The sequence below is a fragment of the Bradyrhizobium sp. NBAIM01 genome, from assembly GCF_020194115.1.
Lineage (GTDB): Bacteria > Pseudomonadota > Alphaproteobacteria > Rhizobiales > Xanthobacteraceae > Bradyrhizobium > Bradyrhizobium yuanmingense.
Window position 1 is genome coordinate 1,115,710 of sequence record NZ_JADYVU010000001.1, and the last position, 24,060, is coordinate 1,139,769.

At 57.8% G+C, this 24,060-nt stretch carries 20 protein-coding genes and 1 pseudogene; 14 read left to right on the forward strand and 7 right to left on the reverse strand.

What is annotated here, in order from left to right:
• Positions 1–154: 154 nt before the first annotated feature.
• On the forward strand, positions 155–430 hold the full coding sequence (locus I6F31_RS04950; protein ID WP_225184882.1) for a transposase: 276 nt from the start codon (positions 155–157) through the stop codon (positions 428–430).
• Positions 431–1,483: 1,053 nt separating this feature from the next.
• Here the strand turns inward: I6F31_RS04950 and I6F31_RS04955 are convergent.
• Together I6F31_RS04955 and I6F31_RS04960 are read right to left on the reverse strand one after the other, a co-directional pair.
• Positions 1,484–2,218: an aspartate/glutamate racemase family protein gene (locus I6F31_RS04955; protein WP_225184883.1), complete on the reverse strand. Its 735-nt coding sequence runs from the start codon at positions 2,216–2,218 to the stop codon at positions 1,484–1,486.
• A 238-nt stretch (positions 2,219–2,456) separates the two neighbouring features.
• Entirely contained in the window at positions 2,457–3,638 is a 1,182-nt protein-coding gene (locus I6F31_RS04960) for a hypothetical protein (RefSeq protein WP_225184884.1), read from the reverse strand.
• 1,221 nt (positions 3,639–4,859) lie between these two features.
• Here I6F31_RS04960 and I6F31_RS04965 point away from each other — a divergent pair.
• Positions 4,860–6,059: an MFS transporter gene (locus I6F31_RS04965; protein WP_225184885.1), complete on the forward strand. Its 1,200-nt coding sequence runs from the start codon at positions 4,860–4,862 to the stop codon at positions 6,057–6,059.
• 672 nt (positions 6,060–6,731) lie between these two features.
• Here I6F31_RS04965 and I6F31_RS04970 read toward each other — a convergent pair.
• Positions 6,732–6,938 carry a cold-shock protein gene (locus I6F31_RS04970; protein ID WP_271593229.1) on the reverse strand — a complete coding sequence of 69 codons (207 nt, stop codon included), beginning with the start codon at positions 6,936–6,938 and terminating at the stop codon, positions 6,732–6,734.
• A gap of 458 nt (positions 6,939–7,396) precedes the next feature.
• On the opposite strand from I6F31_RS04970, the gene I6F31_RS04975 reads away from it, so the two are divergent.
• Entirely contained in the window at positions 7,397–7,543 is a 147-nt protein-coding gene (locus I6F31_RS04975; RefSeq protein ID WP_225184886.1) for a hypothetical protein, read from the forward strand.
• A 55-nt stretch (positions 7,544–7,598) separates the two neighbouring features.
• Here I6F31_RS04975 and I6F31_RS04980 read toward each other — a convergent pair whose 3' ends face one another.
• Positions 7,599–9,725, reverse strand: a complete 2,127-nt coding sequence (locus I6F31_RS04980; RefSeq protein ID WP_225184887.1) for a prolyl oligopeptidase family serine peptidase — start codon at positions 9,723–9,725, stop codon at positions 7,599–7,601.
• Positions 9,726–10,481: 756 nt separating this feature from the next.
• On the opposite strand from I6F31_RS04980, the gene I6F31_RS04985 reads away from it, so the two are divergent.
• Complete coding sequence (locus I6F31_RS04985) at positions 10,482–10,721, forward strand: hypothetical protein (RefSeq protein WP_225184888.1); 240 nt, start codon at positions 10,482–10,484, stop codon at positions 10,719–10,721.
• A 192-nt stretch (positions 10,722–10,913) separates the two neighbouring features.
• Here the strand turns inward: I6F31_RS04985 and I6F31_RS04990 are convergent, their stop codons facing one another.
• Complete coding sequence (locus I6F31_RS04990) at positions 10,914–12,095, reverse strand: trehalose-6-phosphate synthase (RefSeq protein WP_276573187.1); 1,182 nt, start codon at positions 12,093–12,095, stop codon at positions 10,914–10,916.
• Positions 12,077–12,481, reverse strand: a complete 405-nt coding sequence (locus tag I6F31_RS36460; protein ID WP_346656461.1) for a trehalose-6-phosphate synthase — start codon at positions 12,479–12,481, stop codon at positions 12,077–12,079. Before I6F31_RS36460 ends, I6F31_RS04990 begins: the two co-directional genes overlap by 19 nt.
• 663 nt (positions 12,482–13,144) lie before the next feature.
• Here I6F31_RS36460 and I6F31_RS04995 point away from each other — a divergent pair.
• The gene (locus tag I6F31_RS04995; protein ID WP_225184889.1) at positions 13,145–13,621 is read left to right on the forward strand and encodes an Lrp/AsnC family transcriptional regulator; all 477 of its coding nucleotides are present in this window, start codon (positions 13,145–13,147) and stop codon (positions 13,619–13,621) included.
• 252 nt (positions 13,622–13,873) lie between these two features.
• Positions 13,874–14,710 (forward strand): Crp/Fnr family transcriptional regulator, encoded by an 837-nt coding sequence (locus I6F31_RS05000; RefSeq protein ID WP_225184890.1) that lies wholly within the window; start codon positions 13,874–13,876, stop codon positions 14,708–14,710.
• 451 nt (positions 14,711–15,161) lie between these two features.
• On the opposite strand, the pseudogene tnpA reads toward I6F31_RS05000, so the two are convergent.
• A pseudogene (gene tnpA, locus I6F31_RS05005) lies at positions 15,162–15,350 on the reverse strand (IS200/IS605 family transposase); the annotation flags it as partial.
• 333 nt (positions 15,351–15,683) lie between these two features.
• On the opposite strand from tnpA, the gene I6F31_RS05010 reads away from it, so the two are divergent.
• The 8 genes from I6F31_RS05010 to I6F31_RS05045 all read left to right on the forward strand — a co-directional run bounded on the left by I6F31_RS05010 (position 15,684) and on the right by I6F31_RS05045 (position 23,413).
• The gene (locus tag I6F31_RS05010; protein WP_225184891.1) at positions 15,684–15,914 is read left to right on the forward strand and encodes a hypothetical protein; all 231 of its coding nucleotides are present in this window, start codon (positions 15,684–15,686) and stop codon (positions 15,912–15,914) included.
• 279 nt (positions 15,915–16,193) lie between these two features.
• Positions 16,194–17,132 carry a phosphoenolpyruvate mutase gene (gene aepX / locus I6F31_RS05015; protein WP_225184892.1) on the forward strand — a complete coding sequence of 313 codons (939 nt, stop codon included), beginning with the start codon at positions 16,194–16,196 and terminating at the stop codon, positions 17,130–17,132.
• A gap of 120 nt (positions 17,133–17,252) precedes the next feature.
• Positions 17,253–18,035: a phosphocholine cytidylyltransferase family protein gene (locus I6F31_RS05020; RefSeq protein ID WP_225184893.1), complete on the forward strand. Its 783-nt coding sequence runs from the start codon at positions 17,253–17,255 to the stop codon at positions 18,033–18,035.
• Between the two features lie 7 nt (positions 18,036–18,042).
• Complete coding sequence (locus tag I6F31_RS05025; RefSeq protein WP_225184894.1) at positions 18,043–18,651, forward strand: CDP-alcohol phosphatidyltransferase family protein; 609 nt, start codon at positions 18,043–18,045, stop codon at positions 18,649–18,651.
• Positions 18,652–18,777: 126 nt separating this feature from the next.
• On the forward strand, positions 18,778–19,566 hold the full coding sequence (locus I6F31_RS05030) for a class I SAM-dependent methyltransferase (protein ID WP_225184895.1): 789 nt from the start codon (positions 18,778–18,780) through the stop codon (positions 19,564–19,566).
• Positions 19,567–20,048: 482 nt separating this feature from the next.
• On the forward strand, positions 20,049–21,164 hold the full coding sequence (locus I6F31_RS05035; protein WP_225184896.1) for a PLP-dependent aminotransferase family protein: 1,116 nt from the start codon (positions 20,049–20,051) through the stop codon (positions 21,162–21,164).
• 38 nt (positions 21,165–21,202) lie between these two features.
• The gene (gene ilvE / locus I6F31_RS05040) at positions 21,203–22,117 is read left to right on the forward strand and encodes a branched-chain-amino-acid transaminase (RefSeq protein WP_225184897.1); all 915 of its coding nucleotides are present in this window, start codon (positions 21,203–21,205) and stop codon (positions 22,115–22,117) included.
• Between the two features lie 462 nt (positions 22,118–22,579).
• Positions 22,580–23,413 (forward strand): class I SAM-dependent methyltransferase, encoded by an 834-nt coding sequence (locus tag I6F31_RS05045; protein WP_225184898.1) that lies wholly within the window; start codon positions 22,580–22,582, stop codon positions 23,411–23,413.
• Positions 23,414–24,060: the final 647 nt, after the last annotated feature.

The following is a 24,060-nucleotide window of genomic DNA, read 5'->3' on the forward strand; positions in this document are numbered from 1 at the left end:
ACCCTGCGTGCCGCTACGACGCTTATGGCGGTTGATCGCCTTGCCACCGACGTAAGGGGAATAATATACGTGTTGACACCAATTTGAAGTTTGAGATCGTTAGCCTATCAGGGAGATAGGTCATGATGACGCAGTTTAAGACTTGGCGGATTTGATGATTGCGTTTCAGACCCCCCAGACCGCAATCGATCACGTCAAGGCGCTCCGTTGGCCGAATGGCCCGGTCTGCCGCTACTGCTCCAGCGCCAAGGCCTACACCCTGAGCCGCAAGAACATGCACCGCTGCGCCGCATGCCGCCGGAATTTCTCGGTGACGGTCGGAACGATCTTCGAAGACACCAAGCTCCCACTGCGCATTTGGTTCGGCGCGATCTGGCTGATTACGAACCACCCCAAGGGCATCGCTTCCACGAAGCTCGCCAAGGACTGAAGCTCGCCAAGGACTTGGGCATCACGCAGAAGTCGACTTGGTTCGTCCTGCATCGCCTGCTTCACGCGGCCCGGACGCGCTCTTTTAACCGGCCAATGACCGGCAAATGTCGAAGTTGAGGAGACTTCAAGTTACCGAGCGGGAACATTTACCTCAAGCCGAGGCTAAGCGGTTCAGAAAGTTACCGATCGGGAATTCTGCTCCCGAGCAACTGGGTTCATTGAAAAGGAGATCGAGGACGACCGGCGGGAAATCCGCGCTAGTCCCGTCGGGCGGAGCATGGTCCTTAGCGTCCGCTCTGTGTCGAGCGGCGCTGCCGACCCCACAACGATCTCGGCGATCTTGTGGGCTCACGAACTGGCAGCGGATGGGCGATATAGGGGACGATCTCGCTGCGGCGAGAAAACGCGTGAAAACATGAGGCGCTAGGTGATCCGGGCGTGCCCATGATTGCCAGCCGCACTTCCCGTCCGTGTGAAAGGCCGGATGCTTCGAGCCAAGCAGTTCCAGATCAATGGAGAATATGACCAAGAGCCAAGTGATCCAGGAACGCAATCCCGATGTTGCGGTCTGACACCAAATTGGGTGGCTTTGCGCAGCCGACAATACAAGGCAGCCTCCTCGAGACATGCGCCATGGCGGCGGCAGACCTCGTCGAGGTCGTAGCGAACGGGTCCGACGAAATCGGGAAGCCGCCCCGTATGTGGATCGGCCTATCGACCGGCAAGGCCATCTACACAGCCCTCCTTGTACTGCGCTTGCAGCTTTTGGCGGACAGACCTCCCGTCGCAAGCACGAGCGATGCTTCAGCCTGAGCCTTGAGCCATTGATCGCGCCTTCGCGCTAAGCACGTCGAGGCTAGGCCGAATCTCGCTACAACGAGTTCACTCCTCGGAGCCGGATGCTCGCTTGATCTTGCGACAAGTTGACAATTGCCCTTCCTGCGCTACCGCGCTGCCCGACATGGCCCGGTACAGCGGCGTTGGGACGCCGGCTAAGGCCGAGGACGGCATCACCACCGAGGACGAGATTAAGTGCCGATCGGCGAGGCGATCATCGCTGCGCGCTTCTGGAGACGACACCAACCGACAGCTTACCCTCAGCGAAATCAGCTGCCGCCCTGGCGTGCAGCCTCGCCGAATCGAAAACCGGTAATTCTGAATGATCCGGGCCGATGAGAAGGCCAATCTCCGTGCAGCCGAGGATAACGGCGTCGGCGCCTCGTGTACGACCGCGCGCGATGATGTCGACAACTTCCTTGCGCGACAAATCAGAAACGGTGCCGAGGCAGAGCTCATCGAAGATGACATCGTTGATCCGGCTCCGCTCGTCCTCTGCCGGTATGACAGGTGAAAGGCCAAAGCGCTGCCGCAGGCGATCACGATAGAACGGCTGCTCCATCGTATAGCGGGTCCCAAGCAACAGCGGTCGCTTGAAGGAAGCGGCGAGAAGAGCCGCAGCGGTCACATCGACGACGTGGATGAGCGGGACACTCAGCTCGACAGCAACAATGTCGGCAATCACATGCATCGTGTTGGTGCAGATCAGGATGCAGTTGGCGCCCGCGTCGACCAACTGCCGGGCTATCCTCGCTAAATAAGCAGCGGCTTGCGTCCAATCTCCCAGGTTCTGAAGAGTCACGATATAGTCGAAGTCAACCGAGCGCAGCAAGATGTCTGCCGAAGCGAGACCGCCGTGGCGCTGACGGACGATTTCATTGATTTCCTTGTAATAGATAGCTGTGCTTTCCCAGCTCATCCCGCCGATCAGCCCAATCGTCCGCTGCACTTTGAGATCTCCACTTCGCTAAGCCCCTCCGTAATCATAGAGAGGCGTCGGGGCCGAGCCGTCAACCTTGCGCTCCTGGGCCGCACCAGAAAGTACGGAATGCGAAGTCGCCTTGAGCTGCTTCACGACATGCTTCGCCGCGCCGAACGCGGGCGTTGTCTTCAAGAGCTCGAGCCCTTTGTTTCGACATCAAAGTACCAAAGCGGCGTTTGCGCGAGATAGTCAGAAACAGCAAACATCATCTCGTCCGCTTGCTCGAGAACGGTGACAAGCTTGCGAAGCAGTTCGCGGCAACGGGACGGGCGTGGCATGTCAAATATTTACAGGCGAATGCCTTGCTTTGACAGGTCAGCAGCGGAGGGAAATTCCTGGGGCCGCCAAATCGAAGGACTGCCTGCCGACAGTTGGTCTGGAAAACGACAGGTGGTTTTGCCCGCAGCGGATCCTGCTTCCATTCGACCAAATCATACGAGATCATGGAGCCGGCTTTGACACTGGTATCGTAGCGGATCCAGTCTTCGTTCACTTTCACAAGCAGCCGGCCACTCGCGACGCCGACGATCAGCGCCTTCTTCGGGGAATCGAGCTGGATCGGCCCAGCGGGCTCGAAAAGCGCATACTGCCGCTCGGAGCCGTTGGTCCAACAGACGACCCAGGTCACGGCGATCCGCCGTTCACCAAATAGCAATGGCACGATTCCCAAGTCGGTGCGCTGGCCGCGGAAGACCTCGCGCGCCTGATCGAACGGCTGAGCGCGCTTGAGTTCCTTCAACACGAAAGGGTAGCCGGAGTCGGTCGTGGTCCCCTCGCCCCAATCACCTTCAGCAAGGACAGTGTCGCGGCCTAGCCGGCCGACGCTCTGCTTGCCCTCGGGCAGCTCCAAACCATTTGCCACAAAGCTTCTGGGTTCGCTGTCGAACTCGCGGATGGACAGGGCGTCCTTGCCACCGTAAGAGCGTTTGACGCGGCAGCGCAGCGCAAGGCAGCTGTGACCCTTGTAGACCCAGCTTTTGTTCTCGGCGAGAGCGAGCACGTCCATCTCTAGGATGGTCTCCCATCGGGGATTCTGGCCGCCGTAGCTCTCAAGCGTGGTGCGCCCCCAGATGGGATGCACATGGCTCTCGTCTTGCCAAAAAGATTCGAGACCTTGCCGTTCCAGAGAAACGGACGGAATCCGGCGTTTTGCCTGGCCGATCGTCAGCGCGTCCCGGTAAGAGCGATCGGAGCGAGAATCCGACTGCGGCGCGCCCAGCGTCCTTTCCTTCTCGGCCTGTGCCCAGGCCAATGTGCGCGGCCCCTCGCCCTCCTCGAGCCAGAGGAACGCATCGTCCGCCGGCGTCGCACCAGACTGCCCGTGGAGCAGCGCGACCGTAAGACATATTATCGAGAGCAGCGCGGCGCGCCGAAGCGATTTTTTCATTCTGGTTTATCCTCGGACCAGGCACGCAGGTCAGCCCGCAAACTTATTGCGACTGGGCGAACGCAGCCGAATTCATGTTATGACCGTGCACGCGCTGTGACGCGCCGCCCGCAGCTTGATACGTGCAAGCAGCATGCCGCGGACAAACAGAGGGCTTCCGGCGCATCGTGCCGCATCGCCGTGGCAGCTTCCCGACATTGGCTCTGAAAGCTGACAATCGGTGTCCGCCGTCGTGGCCCTACCCGGACATCCTAGCCAACAACCCGCGTCGAGAGCCAAGCCTCATGGCCAAAACTCACAATCGCGCACCCGGCGCATGCCCCCCTCCGCGTCGGCATCCGGGTCTCCAAGCTGGTCCCAGCCGGAGAGATGCCCGAACGATCAGGCCTCACACTGTCCGAAACTGCGGGCGATCGTTTCGGTATCCTGCGCCCGATCGAATCACTCCGGTGCACACCATCATCTCGGACCCTGCAGACGACACCTCACGGACCGCCCCTCCGCTGCTGCCGGTTGTCCGCGTAAGGCTCGATCAGCCACCGCCGCGCGCACATGATGCAACCCGATCGCGTTGCAGAGGTAAGGCACGTTGCCCCGCGATTGCAGTGGGTCGTGGCTTGCGCAGGCGGTTCACGGAAGATCTGTATGCGCCAATGATGGGCGACGCCTGCGAGCTCGAAGCAACAATACTAGATGATAAGCCTGTCTCCTGATCGTGCGCATCTACACGCTCAGCGAGACGCTGTCAGGCTCATGCGATCTTAAAGTATCTTACGTTCCAAGGACTCAAGGTATGCGAAATCATACTCGCTCGACGATTCCGTGATTGCCACGGTCGAGGCCGCAGAACACGGAGGCAGCTATGTCCTTGTGTAGCGCGTCACCTGAATGTCTATCTCGTGATCGCGAAATTCCGCGGTGGTCTCAAGTCGACGGTGAATATATCGACCCAAAAGCGTGGACTCGGATGAATTTCGAAACAACAAAGCCGGTTGTCGAGAAAAACCTCCTTGAAGGCGTGTATGATGGGGGGTTGCTTCCAGCATATCGACGGTCGAACACCCGAGAAGCTGGAGATCGTGCAAGAAATCGGCGAGGTGGACGAAGTGCCTGCTATACGGCCCACGACACCGCTACTCGGGTACGATCATCGCCAGCCCCATCCTGAGTTGCATGATGTGCTGCCTTGAACAGATCACAACAACATGAACGAGCACCGTCATGACCTCATCTCCTCCCGACGCGCGAACGAAACTCGTCATTGCTGCTCTGACCACCGCTGCGTTCGCTATTGGCCGGGACACGTTTGTCATCATTGGAGTGCTCGATGTAATCTCTCGCGATCTTGCGATTTCAACCGGCGCGGCGGGTTCGATCATCTCCATTTACGCGCTCTGCTATGCGGTCTTCGCGCCGCTGAATGCCTGGATGTTCAAGGCGATGAGCGGCCACAATGTTCAGATTCTGTCTGTTTCGATCTTCATCATCGGTAACCTGATCTGCGCGATCGCTCCGAACTTCCTTACCCTTGCTGCAGGTCGCGTCATTGCGGCCTACGGCGCGGCGATGTTCACCCCGACGGCTACCGCGCTGGCCGCGGAGCTCCTGCCGCCAGCCCGCAAAGAGTTCGCGTTGTCTCTCATCTTTGGCGGCATGACTGTTTCACAGGTTGCGGGCGCTCCAGCCACAAGCTGGATCGCAGATGCTATCGGCTGGCGCTTCTCATTCGGTTTCGTGGTCATTGCCGGGCTTCTCGCATTGGTAATCTTCGCCCCGATGATGTCCGGAATAGCTGTCAAGGCGCCGGAGCGCGGAAACGGCCCGATCTCGCAAGGCCTCTCAAAGAGCGTCTACGGTATGCTTTCAGTGACGCTATTCATCGTCGTTTCCGAGTTCACCGTTTACTCCTATGTGAGCGTCTTCATTATCGGTTCTCTGCTTGCCGGGGTGCCGCTGCTTTCAGCCGCGCTCTTTGCCTACGGTTTTGGAGCAGTGACGGGAAACGCTGCGTGTGGCGTTCTGACAGACCGTTTTGGCCCGTATAAAGTTCTCATCGCGGTTGTGAGCGCACAACTCATCCTGCTCGTAGGTTTGGTTGCGTTCAGACAGCATGGAGCCCTCACCGTACTCATCGCCTTCTTTTGGGGTAACGCGAGCTATATGTATCTCGTCCCGATCCAGCACCGGCTTCTCGGTCTGGCCGGAGATCGTTCGAAGCTGGTGCTGGCAATGAACAGCTCGACCACGTTCGCGGGGATCGCAATTGGCGCTTTTCTCGGCGGCATCCTTGTTGAGACCAGCGGCGTCGCGTCTCTGGCTGCGGCATCGCTCCTGATTGGTCTCATCGGCATCGGGCTGGCTGTTGCCTTCATGCGTAGTGGAGCACCTGCAGAAGCCGCGACCGCAGGATGTCGGAGATGATATCGGTCAACCATCGAGCTATCGCCCAAATAAGGACCGCTTGCGCATGTGCGACATTTCCGCGGCGTGCTATGGCTTTCGATCGAAGCCGTGCGCGTTCCGCCTCGTATGAAACAACTAAGGGGGGCCTGCTTTAACGTCAACTATATTGGCTCATCCCAAGCGCCGACGTCCTGGAATTTGACCTCGCCGCGCGCATCAGCCAATGCTTGTTCGTTTACACTTGGCCTCGAAAGCTTACGGCATCAGCATAGCAGAATAGACCTGCAGCCTCAGCGTAGCCGGGCAGTATCGTCCTAGCGGACGAACGCGGTTGTGCGAGCACCTTCCTGAGCTATATGCATCACGCCTGGACCGGGGGAGCACCAGCCCGGCTGGCGTGCCACTTCCCGGCGCGTTGGTCACGAGCGTACGGCTCGTGCCGTTCGTGGGCCGCTCGCAGGAATATGTTGCCACGCCCACACTGCGATCGGGCTCGCAAGTCATATAACTCTGACCGTAGTGATTGGTCGACGGCGTCGGGAGATCAAGGCTGTCATGCGGTTTGCCAGACAGCCTCATGGCTGGGGAAGAGACAATCGAAAGGCCAGACGCTCACGCGCCCTGACAAGGCATCGCCGGACAGGTGCGAGAACACGCGTTGCAGAGAGCTGCTTCCTGAGGCGAATTGGATCAGCCAACCCGGAGATCCTCAGCTGACATCTTGCCTGAACGCCCGGCCTTGAGCTGATAACTTACCCGTGCTCCCTCTTCGAGGGTGGTGTAACCGGCCTTTTCGACGGCACTGATGTGTACGAAGACATCGGAGCTACCGTCCTCAGGCCTGATGAACCCATACCCTTTCTTCGAATTGAACCACTTCACAATACCCATTGTCACGGCGGCATCTCCATAGTGAACCGTTGTGATCTAGCGAAGAGTCTCCCGGCCATCAAGACCTGCGGCAAGAGACGCTGTGCTAGTCACGTGCTCTTTTTTGTCGCGTGGCTCTAGCTGCCGCCGCGTTGTGCAAACGACAGAATGCGCCGTGACGTCGACGATACCTCGCTTCAAGGCTTCCGACCCGGATGACGTTTTGACCTTTGCTTCACTTGTAGCGCCCTAGCGGCTTACAGAAGAGTTGCAGACGTCGAATACGCCGCGCTCATCCGGAGCCGAGCTGGAGCGAATGGGAAGCGTCGTTGAACAACAGGGCGGCCGTGAACTCCTTCGCGCAGCCTGGAACAAGATTGGTCAATCTGCGCCATGCCTGCATGAGCTACGTGACATGCTTTCTCAACCACGGAGACACTCCCAGAGCTGCGCTTTAGCTGTTCGCGTTTGGTTATTATCCGGCGATGTCGGACGAACAGGGGCCTGGCGAGACAATCCTCAAGGAAGCCCATCTGGCAACTTACTTCCAGCTCGCCATGTTGTGCTTGGGACGCAAGGAAATCCGCTCGCCGGCGGTGGAGCCTGTTCAGACCGGTAATTGGCGCATCTGACGAGCTTCATCGAGTCTGAGCAACGTTATCGGCTGCGATCAGCCCGTGCGCCGATTTACTCAGAACAAAGCCGCATCGATGCATAGGTGTATTCAAGGGCCAGATGACGCGCATATTCCATGAGATTGGCCGCGGCGCTGTGTCCCCCGTCGATGTTCTCGTAGTAGAAGTAAGGCTGGGGCAGCGCAGCGAGCTTCGCGGCAGCTTTGCGGCCGTGCGCTGGATGCACGCGGTCGTCCTTGGTGGAGGTAAGAATTAAGGGAGCGGGATAGGTCTTGTCCGCCACCAGCTTCTGGTAAGGCGAGTAGCCTTCGATCCACGCACGCTGCTCGGCAATGGCGGGGTCACCGTACTCGCCGATCCAGGAGGCGCCCGCGCCCAGTTTGGTGTATCGAAGCATGTCCAACAGCGGCACCTGGATGATCGCCGCGTGGAAGAGCTCGGGACGTTGGGTGATTGCGGCGCCAACGAGCAGGCCGCCCTGGCTGCCGCCAATCGCGCCTAGCCGGCGCGGACTTGTGATCTTCCGGCGGATCAGGTCCTCGGCAACGGCAATGAAATCATCCCATGTTGTCTGCTTCATTGCCGCCTGGGCCGCTTGATGCCATTGTGGACCAAACTCGCCGCCCCCGCGCAGGTTCGCAACGGCATAGGCATTGCCTTGTTCGAGCCATAGCCGCCCCAACGGTCCCAGATAAGAGGGCAAAAGAGAAACCTGGAACCCGCCATAGCCATAGAGAAGTGTCGGGATCGCACCGTCAAACCTTGCGTTTTTGGGCCGCACCAGAAAATAGGGAATTGACGTGCCATCACGTGAAGTGGCTTCGAGCTGCTCCACGACATGGTTCGACGCATCGAAGGCAGAGGGTGTCGTCTTCAATTCCTCCAGGCTTTTGCGTTCGGCATCAAAATACCAGACTGAGGTTGGTCTGAGATAGCTCGAGACAGCGAACATGGCCTGGTCCGCTTGATCGGACGCGGCTAACAGGCTGACATTTGCATGTTCCGGCAGCGGGATGGGCGTCGTCGACCAAGCTCCCTGATCGTACTTATAGACGAACGCTTTGCTCTGAACGTTCTCAAGGATCGTCATGATCAACAAATTCTTTGTGGCGCCTAACCCGCTCAGGGCCTGGCGGGGCCCAGGTTGGAAGACGAGCGAGGCTCTAGCGCGCAGGGGATCCTGTTTCCATTCGGCCAGGTCATACGAAATCAGCGATCCGGCGGCGAAGCTGATACCGCCTGGCGGCGTCCAATCTGCATCAAGCCTTACAACCAGGCGACCACCCGCTAGACCGATCAAAGCGGCCTTCTTCGGCAGATTGAGCTTGGCGGGCCCATCGGGCCGGAAGACCACATACTCGGACTCGAAAGAGCTGATTGCGCGGATCGCGCCGGTCGCATGAATATGACCCTCGCTGTCACGAAGCACCAAGGGGGACACTCCAACGTCGGTAGGCTCGCCACGAAAGATCTCGCGAGCCTCACTGAGCGGCTGAGCGCGTTTGAGCTCCTTCACCACAAAGGGGTAGCCGGCTTGCGTCAAAGTCCCCTCACCCCAGTCCCGTGCAACAAGGAGTGTGTCACCATCGACCCAGCCGACGTGCTGCTTGTCCTCTGGGAGATGAAAGCCGTCCGCAACGAAGGTCTTGGTGACGCAGTCGAACTCTCGTACGGACACGGCATCCTTGCCGCCATCGGAAAGACTAATCAGGCGGCGGCGCTCTTCAGGCGGAAGGCAGCTACTCCCTCGAAAGATCCAATTCCTGTTCTCGGCGACCGCCAAGGCGTCCACATCGAGGATGGTCTCCCATTGTGGGTCTTGGCTATGATAGCTCTCGAGCGTGGTGCACCGCCAGACGCCACGCACCTGGTTCTCGTCCTGCCAGAAATTCTCCAAGCCGCGCCGTTTCAGTGAAACATATGCGATCCGTTCCTTGGACTGAAGGATGGAGAGCCCCTGTTCGTAGAAGCGCCGATAGCGAGAATCTGACTGAAGCACGCCGAGCGTCTTCTCGTTCTCGGCGCGAGCCCAAGCCAACGCGGCTGGCCCTTCCAACTCCTCGAGCCAAAGGAATGGGTCGTCAGCCACCGCCGCATCAGTTCGCTCCAGTGAAAGCGCCGTGGACGTGGCGCTGGTAATCGAAGGCAATACCGCGGAGAAGAGTGGTGGCGTGTTCATGGACTTTCTCGAAATAAGATCGAGGGCCACGCTGGCTGGCCCTGGCGCGTCAAGCAGACGCGGCCGAAAGCGTGCAAGCGTATGACATAGCGCCGCTTGCGCTATGTCGCGGGCTGCTCAGTGCAAGCTGCGTGCCGGCTAAAGAGTCGCAAGTTTCAGCCGTTCGGGGTCGCACGACCATGTCCGGTTGCGGACACTGGTTGCCAAGCGGACATCGCAGCGTGTCGGCGGGCCCCTGTCAGAGGGCGCCAGCATTTTCCATCTCCAGTGGGCGAAGACCGGAGACGCAGCGATGCTGCTTACCTCCTCAGCTGAGGTCCTCTTCGCTGGCGTCACCGGGCGGACTTCTCGGCGGGCATCATCACCGACAAAGACCAGCGCATTAACTAGCGGCCAGATCGACATCATCCTAAGGTTGGTATGCATGGCCGATTTCCGACCGGTCAGCCGAAAGCATTGCGAGTTGGAGGAACTTTCTTTCTTGCGAACCGCGCGAAGTCACGCGATAGGTCGTTTCTTGACTGATTGCATAGAAGATTGTGCTCGAGACATGGAGAGTAGAAAGCGACGCGAAACCGTCTACGTTGCAATACGTCTTGAGATAGCCAACAAACTACAGCAGGTACAAGCATACGATCAGGTTCTTTCGTGGGACAAGATCGCGAGAGCGCCGCGCACCGCGGGCCTTGCATGAAGCTGGGCATCAGCAGCGCTTGAGGGAGCTAGATCCTGATCCACCCGAAGAGGGACCGACGCATGAGCGTGGTCCTCATAGAAGTCGCATTCACAGATGGAATCAAGGGCGAGATTTTCGATCAGGCATGCCCGCCGCTGCCGGATCATCCGGGCCAGCTCGATGCTACTGCAACCCTCAGTACGAACTGTCCCGTAACGGTGCTGTTGCGGCCCCTAGAGGCAAGCGCAGATTTCCGGGGCGGAGCGATCCAGCAGCGCGCCGGCTGGCGCCGCCACCAGTCGCATCAGCGCCGTCTATAGATAGCAGCATCAAATGGTGCTCCCATTCTGGTCATGGACGACTCGCATCATGTCGTGACGCAGCTCGTTAACGTTTCTGGCCATCACGCGGGCCTGCGCCCCCGCAAGAGCCGCGTCACCGCAGAAGACATGGATCGCCCTTCTGTCCTGCTACAGAAGCCTGTCATCCACCCTGTTATGCTTTTCGCCGGGTCATTCCTCGCGAGCACCGAGCTCTGGTCCGCGAGTACCATCGCGTGAAGCTGTCGGCACGGGCAGATCCCAGAGTCTGTCCTGTGTATGCTTCAGCGGGACCGCTAAAGCCTCAAAAGCCGACTTCACGTCTGCATAGGCAGCCTCCTTTAAGGCGGCAGCTGCGGGATCGATGTCATTGTAGGCGGTCAGCGCCGCGGTATAATTATGATACAGGGGCATGTGAGCCTCGTTGGTCCAGCCGAGACCGAGATGGTGGAACTGATCCGCCGGAACGGTTACGCGGCTTTTGTCCAACTCGCGGAGGTAGTCCGCCGGCCAGTCGTGGATGGTATAGGATTCAATCTTATCCATCATCGATCCCCAGCGCTTGACACGCTCCTCAAGCGGCATGTTGGCCGCTTTCGAAATAGCGTCTGCGATCTCTTCGGGGTGGTTTGGGTCGACCAGCAGCGCCTCGTCCTCATTGAAGTCTTCAGCCGCCCCGGCAAACTTCGATAGTATCAGAACGCCGGGATTCTTCGGATCTTGGGCAGCAACATATTCTTTTGCTACCAGATTCATGCCGTCCCGCAGCGGCGTGACGACACTTACATGTGCCGCGCGGTAAAGGCGCGCGAGCGCAGCCTGGCTGAACGAGTCATTGGTGTAGTGGATCGGCCTCCACCCGTCTGTGCCATGCTCGGCATTGACGTGGTTGATCGCATTCTCTACGTCCTCCTTGTACTTCTGATACTCCTCGACGTCAGCGCGAGACGACGGCGCGATCTGTAACAGCGAGATGCTGCCCGGCTCGGCCGCTAAAAGGTGGTTGAACGCTTCGGCCCGCTTGTCGATACCCTTCGTGTAGTGGAGGCGGTCTACGCCGATCGCAAACTTGGACCCCTCGAAGTTTTTCAATAACAACGAGATCTTTTCTTGTTCGGCGGGCGAGAGGTCTGCCGCAAGATAATCTGCGAACTGCTTGGGATCGATACCGATGGGGAATCGTTGAAGTCGCGTCTGGCCACGCTCCGTTGCCACGACGCCATCCTTGCTCGCCAGCCCAAAATGGGTTCGGAGGCAGGCCAGGAAATTGTTCAGATCCCGGTTCGTCTGAAAACCGAGCAGATCGTACTCCAGCATCGACTTCATCAGTTCGCGATGCTTGGGTACGCACTCTATCATGTCGGGCGCGGCCATGGCGTATGCAGGAAAAAGCCGGTTGGCCGCTCAATCCCAAGATCATGCAGATCGGCCCCAAGCGGAAGCAAATGATAATCATGCACCCAGAATGCGTCCCGATGTCTCACGTCGAAAGCCGCGCGCGCGACGAAGTCGTTGATCCTTCGATAGCTATCATAATCCTCTTCCGAACCCGACATCCGGTCCGGCAGGGAGCGCAATGCTGGCCACAGCGTTGAATTCGAATAACCTCGATAGTAGCCAGGATGGTCCGCGGCCGGCAGCGCGAGCCTGGCGACGTGGCCTGCACCAGTCGGAACCAGTGGCAGGGGCCGGCCGTCCGATCGGCGCTGTTGAATGGCGCCAGCGCCATTAGACCAAATCCAGCTTGGAGCAAGGCGCACGGGGAACGCACGCTATTTTTTGAGTTGAGCCAGATCCGGGGGGTTGGGCGACGAGACACCCGAGTTCGGGCGGGCGACCAACGAAGAACGAGCTGCGGGGCAGAGGACAACATGCACCGCAAGCATTATGGATCTTTCCAAAACTGCAGACACTAAAGGAGGAAAAGCTGAGCAGCGGCAATCTTCCAGCGACCGAGGTTACGCCAACGGCTAACAGGAACGCCGCTCGCGAAAGCTCTCGCGGCTGTTATCGAGCTGGCGGGACGAAGTCGACGCGAAGGTTCGCCTCTCAGCAGCAAAACGGCGGCAGCCGCGCGCTCGTCAGCGGGCGGGTAGCTCGCTAACCTCAATCAAGTTGCCGTTTCCACATGAATCTATCAGGCGGCAGGGCTCGATTGCGTTTCCGCTTCGCTTTGGTTCACATCTTTGTCGAAAACGAAAATCGCGATCTCATCCGAGAGTTCGGCTTTGGGGCTTCGCTCCCGGTTAGCCGCAGAATGCCGGCGACAAGGCTCCTCATCCTCACTTTGATAGTGCTATGCGACCAACACCCACTCAAATTTGGCCTTTGTCACGGAAGATTTCCTCGTATTTTCATCCTCGAGGATTTCCTGCGCGGAGTGGTCATCTCGCGGCGAAATTCGTCTAAGGTTGGAGGTGATTGTGCAGTACGACCGGATAGATGCCCGCATTCTCGAGATCGTGCAGAAGAATAACCGTCTGACTTCAGATGTGATTGGTGAGATGGCTGGGCTTTCTCCTACCGCGTGCCAACGACGGTTGAAGAGGCTCCGCTCGGAGGGCATCATCCAGGCCGACGTGTCGGTTGTATCGCCAAGAGCGGTCGGACGACCTATTCAAGTGCTTGCGCTGGTGACCTTAGAGCGGGAAAGCGCCGAGATCATCGATAGGTTCAAAAAGGCCATGAGATCATCAATCGACGTCGTCAACGGCTTTTACGTTACGGGCGATGCCGACTTCGTCGTGTACATTACGGCGCGGTCCATGGAGGAGTACGAGGAGTTCACGCGACGCTTCTTCTACGAAAATCGCGACATCAAAGGCTTCAAGAGCATGGTTATATTGGATCGCGTAAAGGTCGGATTCGCTGTTCCGGTTGAGCTTCCCTCAGGCGATTGATTGCTCCGATGCCGATGAGCGCGCCTCTTGCCCGCGAACGAGGTGTTGACCTGACCGCTCCACTCTCCCGGCGCAAACGCCTTCATTCTCTTGGTTGAAAACCGTCGAGGATAAGCCCCTCAACGCGGGATTTGGGCGCCTATGAGTTATTCGTTGCACCAATTAAGATGAAGATGTTGCTATAGTCGTAATCACGCTCTCGTTACGGTCAGCGCGCAGGCTAGCGAAAGGCCTCTTGCCAGGAGAGGGACTATGACCGATCGCGTGCCCGCCGTTCTCCAAGTGCTTGACTGCTCTCACGATGGAGCTCTCGAGCAGCTGTCCGGCACACGGCCGGAGCATCAGCGTTCTCTTCCGGCGGGTCCTGCGAAGCGGCCTGTTGTGAGGAACGTAATCCTGGCGCGTCTTTCAATCCAACAGCTTGCGGCAATAGGGGAGTGCCTCGAGCCGATCGTCTTGAAAGAACGCATGGTTCTGCAAGAGCCAAAAAGGCCGGTCGAGCACGTCTACTTCATGGAGAGCGGCCTCGTTTCGCTGAGAGTTATTGCCGCAGGCAGTATGCTCGAAACGGCAGTCATAGGCTATCGTGGCGCTGTTGGCACTTCTTTTTTGTGGGGAGGACATCTTTCAGCGCATCAATCGGTCGTCGTCTTCCCCGGAAGTGCTCACAGAATTCGCGTCGAGGATCTTCGTCGGATCATGAAAACGCGTCCCGAGATCAGAGAACATCTGTTCGAGTACGTCCAAGCGCTGACATTTCAGTGCGTTCAGGCCGCATTGTGCGGGGTTCGGCACCATCGCGAACAGCGCCTCGCGAGCTGGCTTTGCCTTGCAAGTGAAGCTGTTAACGGCCGCATGCTGCCAGTCACCCACGATTACCTTTCCTCGGTACTGGGACTTCGCCGCGCGGGGGTGACCGAAACCTTGATCCGCTTCGAGCAGCAAGGACTTCTTCGCAAGATGCGCGGCGTCTTGCAGATCGATGAACACAAATTGCTCGAAGAGAAAGCATGCTGTTGCTACAAGCTCGTCTCAGCCGCCTATGCCTTCTCATCAGTGCGCACCCTCAGTGAAGAACAGGCGATTTAACAACTTCCAAGTTGCCTTCTGCATCACCTGCTCAGGCTATTTATCTGGGGCGAAGATGAAGCACATACATCGGCTTGCGGAGCAGGTGATCTGATGGCCTACTGGAGGCTCAGCACGAGGGCTGATCTTCTCGGCAGCATGATGCAAAAATGGGGGACGTGCATCTTGAGAACGGACCCTTGCAGGAGGGCGCGATCAAAGACCGGCCAATCGACTTGCATGCCCATAGGGTCGTTCGCTACCAACCTGGGGCCGCTCGATGAGCTAAGCCGGCCGACGCGGTGATGACGAGATGATCACCATTACGCTTTGGGTTAGGCCAAAACGTCCTTCGAACCTACTCAAAGCGGCCCTGGTGGGCGCTGACGCGCCCCCGATCTTGTTGGCTGCTTGGACGCAGCCTTGGCGCCCATGTTCATTTGGTCGAGCCCGATCTACTCCGGCCTCCTGCTTAGCGATTTATTCCCTGATCACCGCGACCGACGGTCGAGACGAAGTATCCCCGCGCCCAGAAGTGCTGCCGAGCGAAGTTGCGCTTCCTCTCTCCATCCCGCGCCAAGTGGATACCGCTCTTGCCCTTGATGTACCCCATCAGTTGCAACACCGCATATTTGGGTGGGATCATCATGTGAACATGATCGGTGCATCAAATGCCCGTCTCATCCCCGCATTCTTCTACATTGCCAGTCTGCGGAACACATCCGAGATGCTGCCCGTTTTGATCTAGCCTACTTGGGCCGGACATCCTCGCTGGCCAGCACTGGTAGGAGACGGTCGCTCGAATTCGGCGTATTGATTGCGAGCTCGGTGCGTGGCTTGCGCCTAACGGCATAGCTTGTGCGGAGCCCTGGCGACAACGAAGTTGATGTCACTCCATTTCTATAAGTCGCCTGACAATTGCGCGACTGTTCGTCATGCCTCCGCTATGGATTTCGTCACATGAGCCTCAGCCCTCGTTCCACGAGGGGACAGGATGACCCCGCTCCTCGAGTCCGCTTCGCGCAGCTCCGCCACACGGATCATTCTTGTTGGCAGGAATCGGGCCGGCTACTGGGTCGCGCTTGAACAAGGGGGCTTCTTTGGCGGCCTTTTTGTCAACCGCGCGCATGCCATGAAATATGCGCTGCTCAAGAATGGAGGCCATCCAGAAAGCATCATCGAGGTCACGCGTGAAATTGAACTGGAGTTTTGCAGCAGCTCATGAGCGCCGCAGCGTCATCTTCGCAAGCAGATATCCTCGAAACAGTGAACCGGGCATTGGTCAAAAACGAACCTTAGCCCAATGCAAGCTTGCCGTACCCGCCGCTCCCGTCCATGCCGTAGGCCAGTACTGGGATCGGCCTTAGCCGAGCAATCCAGCTTAACTGCCGACCTGCATCCGTAGCGAAATGTCACCTACCAATGCTAGCAATTGATCAAGTCGTTAGAAAACTGTCACTTGGCGAGCAACGAACACAGACCGATCGGCGCGCCGGGAGTCTGCATGCAAGATCAATCAAATTCTCTCCTCACCGACGGCAGCGATCAAGAAGTTCGTTCTTCCCGTGCTGATACGCTGCGCCGCGAGGTCTGCTCCAGCGCCGAACTCTCTTTCCTGATGGAAGCACATGATGGCCTCTCGGCTGCGATCGCCGAGCGCGCAGGCTTCAAGGGTCTTTGGGCGTCCGGTCTATCGATTGCCTGCTCTCTAGGCTATCGTGACGCCAACGAAGCATCGTGGAGCCAGCTTGTTGACGCGGTTGAACGCATCGTCGATTCGAGTGAATTGCCCGTGCTGGTTGACGGCGACGGCGGTTTCGGGAACTTCAACAATGCTCGCCTGCTGGCTCGTAAACTGCGCGTGCGCGGCGGAGCGGGTATTGCGCTGGAAGACAGCTGCTTCCCGAAGCTAAACTCGTTTGTTGGCAACCGTCACCCCCTCGCCGACATTGACGAATTCTGCGGACGCTTGCGCGCCGTGAAGGATACGGTTGCGAACGAGCTCGTCCTTGTGGCCCGCATCGAAGCGCTAATCGCCGGACACGGAATGAACGAAGCAATCGCACGGGCTCACGCATACCGTGAATCCGGAGCTGATGCGATCCTGATTCACTCGCGAAGCAGCTCCGCAGACGAAATCCTTTCGTTCGCAGATGCTTGGCAGAACAGGTTGCCCGTCGTGATTGTTCCAACGAAATATTATCGGACACCGACCTGCGAGTATCGTCGCGCCGAGATCTCGACCGTCATTTGGGCCAATCACTCGATGCGCGCCGCCGTCGCCGCAATGCGTCGGGTCTGCGGCCGCATCTTCGCTGAAGAGAACGTTGCAACCATCGAGCCCGAGATCGCGTCCCTCGAAGATATTTTTGAACTGTTCAGCTATGATGAACTGGCCGAGGCCGACGCGCGGTACCTCCATCCCAACAAGCTGCAGCATTAGGGTCATTCACGGCCGGCTCGGCCAACAATACCTACGTTTGCTGCTCCAACTACTGCCAGAGATGTCGAACAGATTACGCCTTTGGCCAACCACCTATATCTGGGCGGCTACCGCGATCAAATGACTGTCAAGAAAGCAATCATTCTTGCCGCCGGCGTCGGCTCTCGCCTTCGGCCCCTGACGGACCTCCGGCCGAAGCCCTTGGTCGAAGTCAACGGTACGCCGATTCTCTACAACGCCCTCCGAAATCTGGAAGCCGTCGGGGTCGAAGAGGTGACGCTCGTGGTCGGTTATCGCAAGCAGGCTATTCAATACGCGTGCGGGCATCGCTTTGGCTCGCTCGCGATCAACTATGTGGCATCGTCGGCTTTCGAGCGTACCGGAAGCGCCTATTCGCTTTGGCTCGCGCGTGACGCGCTGCTTTCCGGAGATTGCCTTCTCCTCGAGGGCGATGTGTTCTTCGAGGTAGGCGCGCTACGACATCTGCTGCACAGCGGGCTGACCGACGTGGCAGCAATCGTTCCGTTCGACGAATCCATGGAAGGCTCGGCAGTCCTCTTAACCGAAAGCGGCCTGATCTCGCAGTTCCGTATGAGGCAAACCGGTGCAAATCTAGCCGCGAATGGCCCACAGCTTTTCAAAACGATGAACCTATTGCGACTTTCAGCGCCGACCCTCAAGGCGACGATTGTTCCAGCGCTGGACCAGATCATAGGGTCCGGCGCGACGGAGGCCTACATCGAAGAACTTCTTTCGTACCTTATTGAACTGCGCGGCCTGCAGCTCGCCACGACGCGGTGCGACCATGTCAAATGGTACGAAATTGACACGACTGAAGATCTGCAAGTCGCAGAGCGACTTTTCAGGGCAGTGCAAGATCGGGGCGTGCCTCGCAATGGGTGAAACTTCGATGCTCAAATACCTCTGGGATCCGGCGAACGCCATTACAACTGGCGGCCTTATCTTATCATCCGTCAGTCTGTTTCTTGCGGTGTCCAATCGCCTTGAACTGTCGCTAGCAACAGCACTTTGGGCGGTCCTGTCGGACCACCTCGACGGAGTAGTGGCAGCTCGCACGAAACATCGCCGTCCAGATTTTGCCAAGATGGGAAAGAGCCTCGACGGGTTTGCCGACATGATCTACGGAGCCGTCTTGCCCGCGGTAATCCTGATCCAGCTCAGCGGGGCCTCGGTTTTCGCCCTAGTCACTGCGACCAGCCTGCTCGCAGCAGGAGCAGTTAGGCTGAGCTACTTTGACAACTTCGGCCACTTACGTGATGGCAGCTTTCTAGGGCTCCCACTATCATACGACATACCTGTGATGGCCATCATTTTCCTGGCTCGACCGTTGGTTCCAGTTGATCTTTTCGCAAGCTTCACGCTCAGCACTTTCATCCTCCTCGCAGGACTCCACGTCGCGTCGATTCGCGTCGCGGCGCCGAATGTGACGATGTACGTCGCAATCTCAATATTCGTCGTCATCGCTTCATCGACTCTGGGATTGCGAGGCCTAAGTTAAAGCAGCCTGGCGCCAGGAGGTATCAGTGCGGAGTCTCTAGAGCTGCGCAAGTTCGTCCCAAACTTAGCTGCCCGAGAGACGTCAGACGCCGGTTTGGCCGTGTTAAGCAGCCGAAAGGAGAGCTGGGTGTTAGCAAGCAGCATCTTTGAGGGAGCCGCGTTTTACTATGCTCGCTATCAACCGGAGTATCCGCACAAGCTATTCAAGTCGCTTAGCGAGCATCTTTTTCTAACACCTGAAAGTCGGGTACTTGATCTTGGATGTGGTACCGGACAGATCGGACTTGGACTTGCTCCGGGCGTTGGACACGTGGACTGCGTCGATCCAAACCGCGGCATGCTGGGCGAGGTCGACCGACTTTCCTCCGAACGCGGCCTGCTCAACATTTCGCTGATCGAAAGCACCGCCGAGGAGATGGATTCGGGCTTGACCGGCTACCAAGGGGCCACGATCGCCAGTGCCTTTCATTGGATGGACCGGTCGCTCGTTATGGAGACGCTTGATCGTCGCCTGCTATCGTCCGGCAAGGTGGCGATCATCACAAGAGTTCGGGACGAAGCCGTACCGAATGATTGGTGGAACAGGGTCTGGGAGTTCGTGCACACCTGGTGGGGAGGCCATTTTCCCGCTGGACCTGGCGATAAGCGCCGCGAATTGCGGGTGGACCACGAAGCTGTTCTGCGCCAATCGACGTTTTCGAGCATCACAAGGAGCCACATCCCTTACACGGTGTTTTGGACGTCCGACTCACTCGTCCAATATATGTATTCGACATCAAAGGCCTGCCCAGGCGTACTAACCCAGAGAAGAGATGAATTCGACGAGCGATTGCGCTCTCTACTTCACCGCCTGTCCCCAGCTCATACGTTGATCGAAAGGTGCCATTTAGACATCTTGTACGCCGGCCGGTACTAAGGGCGGAGTGCAGACGAAATGGTTCTTCAGGCAATCGCCAAACACTTAACCTTACGGAGCTTCGCACACATGGAGATCGTGCTGAGTTTCAATCGCTCCGGGTGCAGCTTTGATCGGCGAGTTGTTCTTTCGCGGCTCGCGATAATAGACCATTCTGTGCGGCAGAACGACTATACTGCAGCGACTCGTACGTCTGCAGATGAGCCTGGTCACTGCGCGCGGCTCTGGCTGGGGTCATCGAACCAATCCCAACTACGTCCGAGAGCTCTGATCAGTCTTAAAGGCCTGCTGCTCGTCCCGGAGCAACTACAGCTGACCGGGAAACGCGGCATTTGTGGCAGAGGCGGAACCGTCGATTCTGCCATCAACCGCATCATGCGAAGTCCCTTCCCCGACTTCGCTTCTATCCTCTGCCGGCCAGAGTCCTGCCAACAGCCACAACTTTGATGTAGTGCCGTATCGGTCAATCGAGGAGATTCCAAATGTATGGTGCTGAAACGACGGCGCCGATTGATATGACGCGGACATGGGCGCCTGAAGTGCCAGCTTTCCGCGAACATGTCGAAAGAAGCCTCCTTGCGGCGGCGCGCGCACCGGATCTTGCCAGCACAATACAACGCCATCGCTTCCACGGGAGTGCACGTGACAAACAGGCCGCTGCAGATTGGTTGAGCAAGCGGCTTGGCGCGCCCCCTACTCCTACGCGCTTACTGGTGACAGGTGGCACTCAGAACACGCTAGTGGTCCTGTTCTCGCGCCTAGCTGCCGAAGGAGCTGCCATCGCCGCGGAAAAGCTGACATATGCAGCGATCGGCCAACTCGCAATGCTCGGCCGGATTAGGGTTCTGCCCGTTGACATAGACGAAGACGGCATGTGTGACGATTCTCTTGAGGCATTATGCAAAGCTCACAATCTGGCGGCCGTTTACATTAATCCGACAGGTCACAATCCGACGACTTCAATGATGTCGCTTCGACGCAGACAGAGCCTCGTCCGAGTGGCCCGCAAGTACGCTCTTCCCATCATCGAAGATGACGTACATGGCCTTATAACGAAGAACGCGCCCCCTCCGCTGGCCTCGATCGCCCCCGATCTCACCTGGTACCTGATGAGCGTCTCAAAATGCTTGGGCATCGGATTGAGGACTGCGTATCTTATTGCGCCATCGGACGACAGCCTTGCCGATCTTCTTCGACCAATACCGAGCGTCTCGAGTTGGTTTGTACCAGGGTTATCCGCGGCAATTATAACTTACCTGATTGAAAGTGGTGCCGCAAGTCAGATTGTCGGAGAGATATCCAAGGAGATCGCGGCCAGGCAGGACATTGCGCAGGAGATGCTTGGGCATCTAGGGGTGATGCACACGAACAAATCGTCCTTGCACGTCTGGATCGACTTGCCATCTCCCTGGACAGCGGAGCCATTCATCCGAGCTGCTCGATTGAATGGCGTAAGCCTGCGACATCCACGAGTGTTTGCGACACCTGGCGTCAACGTCGAGCACAATATCAGAGCATCGCTGATCGCTCCGACAACCCACGAGGACCTACGACGTGGACTGAGCGCTTTGGCGGACTTACTCGTCAGTCGGACTTAACTCGCGATCACGGCAACTCAGGATAGGTGTAAGCATAGATGTTGGCGCCAGAATTTGCGTATCTCAACGGCCGAATTGTCCCATGGGATGACGCCAGGGTGCATGTATTCTCGCCGGTGGCGAAGTATGGCATCGGTGTTTTCGAAGGAATACGCGGCTACTGGAACGAACATTTCCAGCAATTGTATCTGTTTCGTGTTGCAGAGCACCTCGAGCGATATGCCTTCTCGCAAAAGGCAATGAGGTTCGATGAGCCGATCTCCAGCGATAAGCTGATCGAGGCACTCATTCACCTCTGCCGTGCGAATGCATTTCGCACGACAGTGCATATTCGGATGATGGCCTTCATTGATGGGCCTGGCGACTTGGTAGCAAAAGGACCTGTAGGGACTGCCATTACGGCCTTGCCGCGCGGGACCACCAGACAATCAGTCCAAGGCGCTTCTGCTCAGATCAGCTCTTGGATGCGCATGCCGGACAACGTCATGCCCGCACGCATCAAATGCAACGCAAACTATCATAACGCACGGTTGGCTATGATGCAGGCCCAACTCGATGGGTACGATATCGCTTTTCTCCTTAATTCACGAGGAAAACTGGCCGAAGCGCCAGCAATGTGCATTTTCATGGTTCGCGATGGTCAGTTGGTAACGCCAAGCGGAACCAACGATATATTGGAATCGATCACACGCCAGACTGTTATTCAGCTAGCACGTGAATACCTCGAGGTAGAGACCGTCGAGCGTGATGTCGATCGGACGGAACTTATCCTCGCCCAGGAGGTGTTCTACTGCGGCACCGGCGCCGAAATCACTCCGGTGATTTCGATCGACCGCATGGTGGTAGGGACTGGTCAGCCCGGAGCGATCACACGGCAGCTCATCGAGATCTACGGCGCGATCGCCACTGGAACGAATACCGCGCACCAGTCGTGGCGAACTCCTGTCTTTTGAAGACATGATGGAAACAGGGGTGACCTCCCATTGGCCCCTAGCCATGGTCATTGATGTCATCATGGTCGAATCATTTCGGGTTCTTCAAACCAGAACTGCCGCAATGCTTTTACCCGCCGCAGACGCTGCTGCGGTCGCCAACCTCAGTAAAGAGCGCGCCACCAATCCCGAGCGTCGCTATCGGCACCACAGCGCCAACCGGAGATGGGGACACACCTCCCCTCTCGCTCTTCACCTACTGGTATTTGTAGTCTCTCGTCTTGGGCGCTGCTTGATAGGCTATACCGCGTGATTGAGCGCAGATTTGATGCAACGTCCTCTTTCAAGGTACCCTGCGGGTCTTCGTCGCCCTGAAGGAATCATCCTGCACTCTGTTGGACATTCGAAACTACTCGCCGCTCGGCATCCATCCGCATGAGGAGCGCCGCTCTTGTTTATCTAATTGTCCGCTCGAGGATCGACATGAATGAACGGGTGACATGGCAGCTCTATAACGGCGCCGCTCTGGACTACGACGAGTACAGGCCACGGTATCCTCGCGCGGTCTTTGATATCCTCACGAACTATCAGTCGGCACTTGCGCCACTGCGGTCAGCCACAGACATCGGCGCTGGGACTGGGATTTTCAGCAGACAGCTCATGGCGTCAGTTCCGAGCATTGAGCGCCTCACCTGTATTGAGCCAAACTGCGATATGGCAACCATTGCCAAGGAACGATCGGCGACATTTCGCGGCCTCGACGTCCTCGCCGGATTTGCTGAAAAGCTCCCTCTCACAGATCATTCATGTGAGCTCGTGACCGCAGCGACGGCAGCTAACTGGTTCGATCGACCTATGTTCTACCAAGAGGCCGCACGGGTGCTGAAGCCTTTCGGAACATTGCTGGTTTTACAGAACAAGCATCGGCACGAGGAAAGCGCATTTCTCGATGATTTCGCCAGCCTTCAAGAGCGCCACATTCCTGGATTTCGCCGAGACCACTACTCTGATTTCTGGGGCGGTTATGGGAGAGCTGATTTCGAAGCGGAACTTCGTTCGAGACACGATTGGGTGGCGGTAGAGCGCCACAAGCTCGAATGGCGCCAGACGATCACGGCAGAGCAGTTTCGCGGCTACTGTCAATCAGGACATATGAAGACGGCGATAGCTAGGTCTGGCGCCGCAACTATCGCCAAGGAGCTCGATGGCCTTCTGGACCGGCACCAGGACGCGTCAGGTTATGTCACCGTTGACTGGCTAACCGATCTCGTTTTGAGCAGAGCCCCACCTCAGGAGAAACCGCGGCGCAAGCGCTAACTCACCTTATCCGAATTGCCGAAGGCCGCCGGTGATCGACGCTTGGCTCACATCCAGGCTCGATGCCGGTCGTGCCGGGCTGTTGAGTGAGCCGCAGCAGCTGCGCAAAATCAGTGCAATGCTCGTCGACCGATCTTCAGAAACGGTGGGCCTAGCTCGTGCTGCTGCGCGGCAATGGGCTTGGGCTGTCTGGGACGTCCCCCAGATCGCACAAAGAGAAGGAGGCGTGTCACAATTGTGTTCGCCGCCCCGTCAGCACCAGCTGGCGGCCAACGAAGGTAGCTATGAGCTTCGATGGCATTGATCTCTTCTTCGCGGATACTCAACATGCGGACAACGGCTGCCCCTCGCGCGTCACCCCAATGATGACCGGCCAATTCAGCGTAACCGAACAGCCTTCCTTCGCCTAGAAAACGGAAGGGCACGCTCTCGGATGTGCATCACATGTCGCCGAGGTCATAACGCACCACGCTTCATCTGCAGTATCGGAATAATTCCAAAGCCGATCACCTGCTCGAGACAGCTTTAACACGGGCGCCTTCCACTTGACGCCTCAGACCGCCTCCGCGGGATGTCTTGGATGGTCCGCCTGCCCGCAGTTTGATCTCGCTCGGGTCGAACAACAAGCACCATCGCATCTTCAGGCA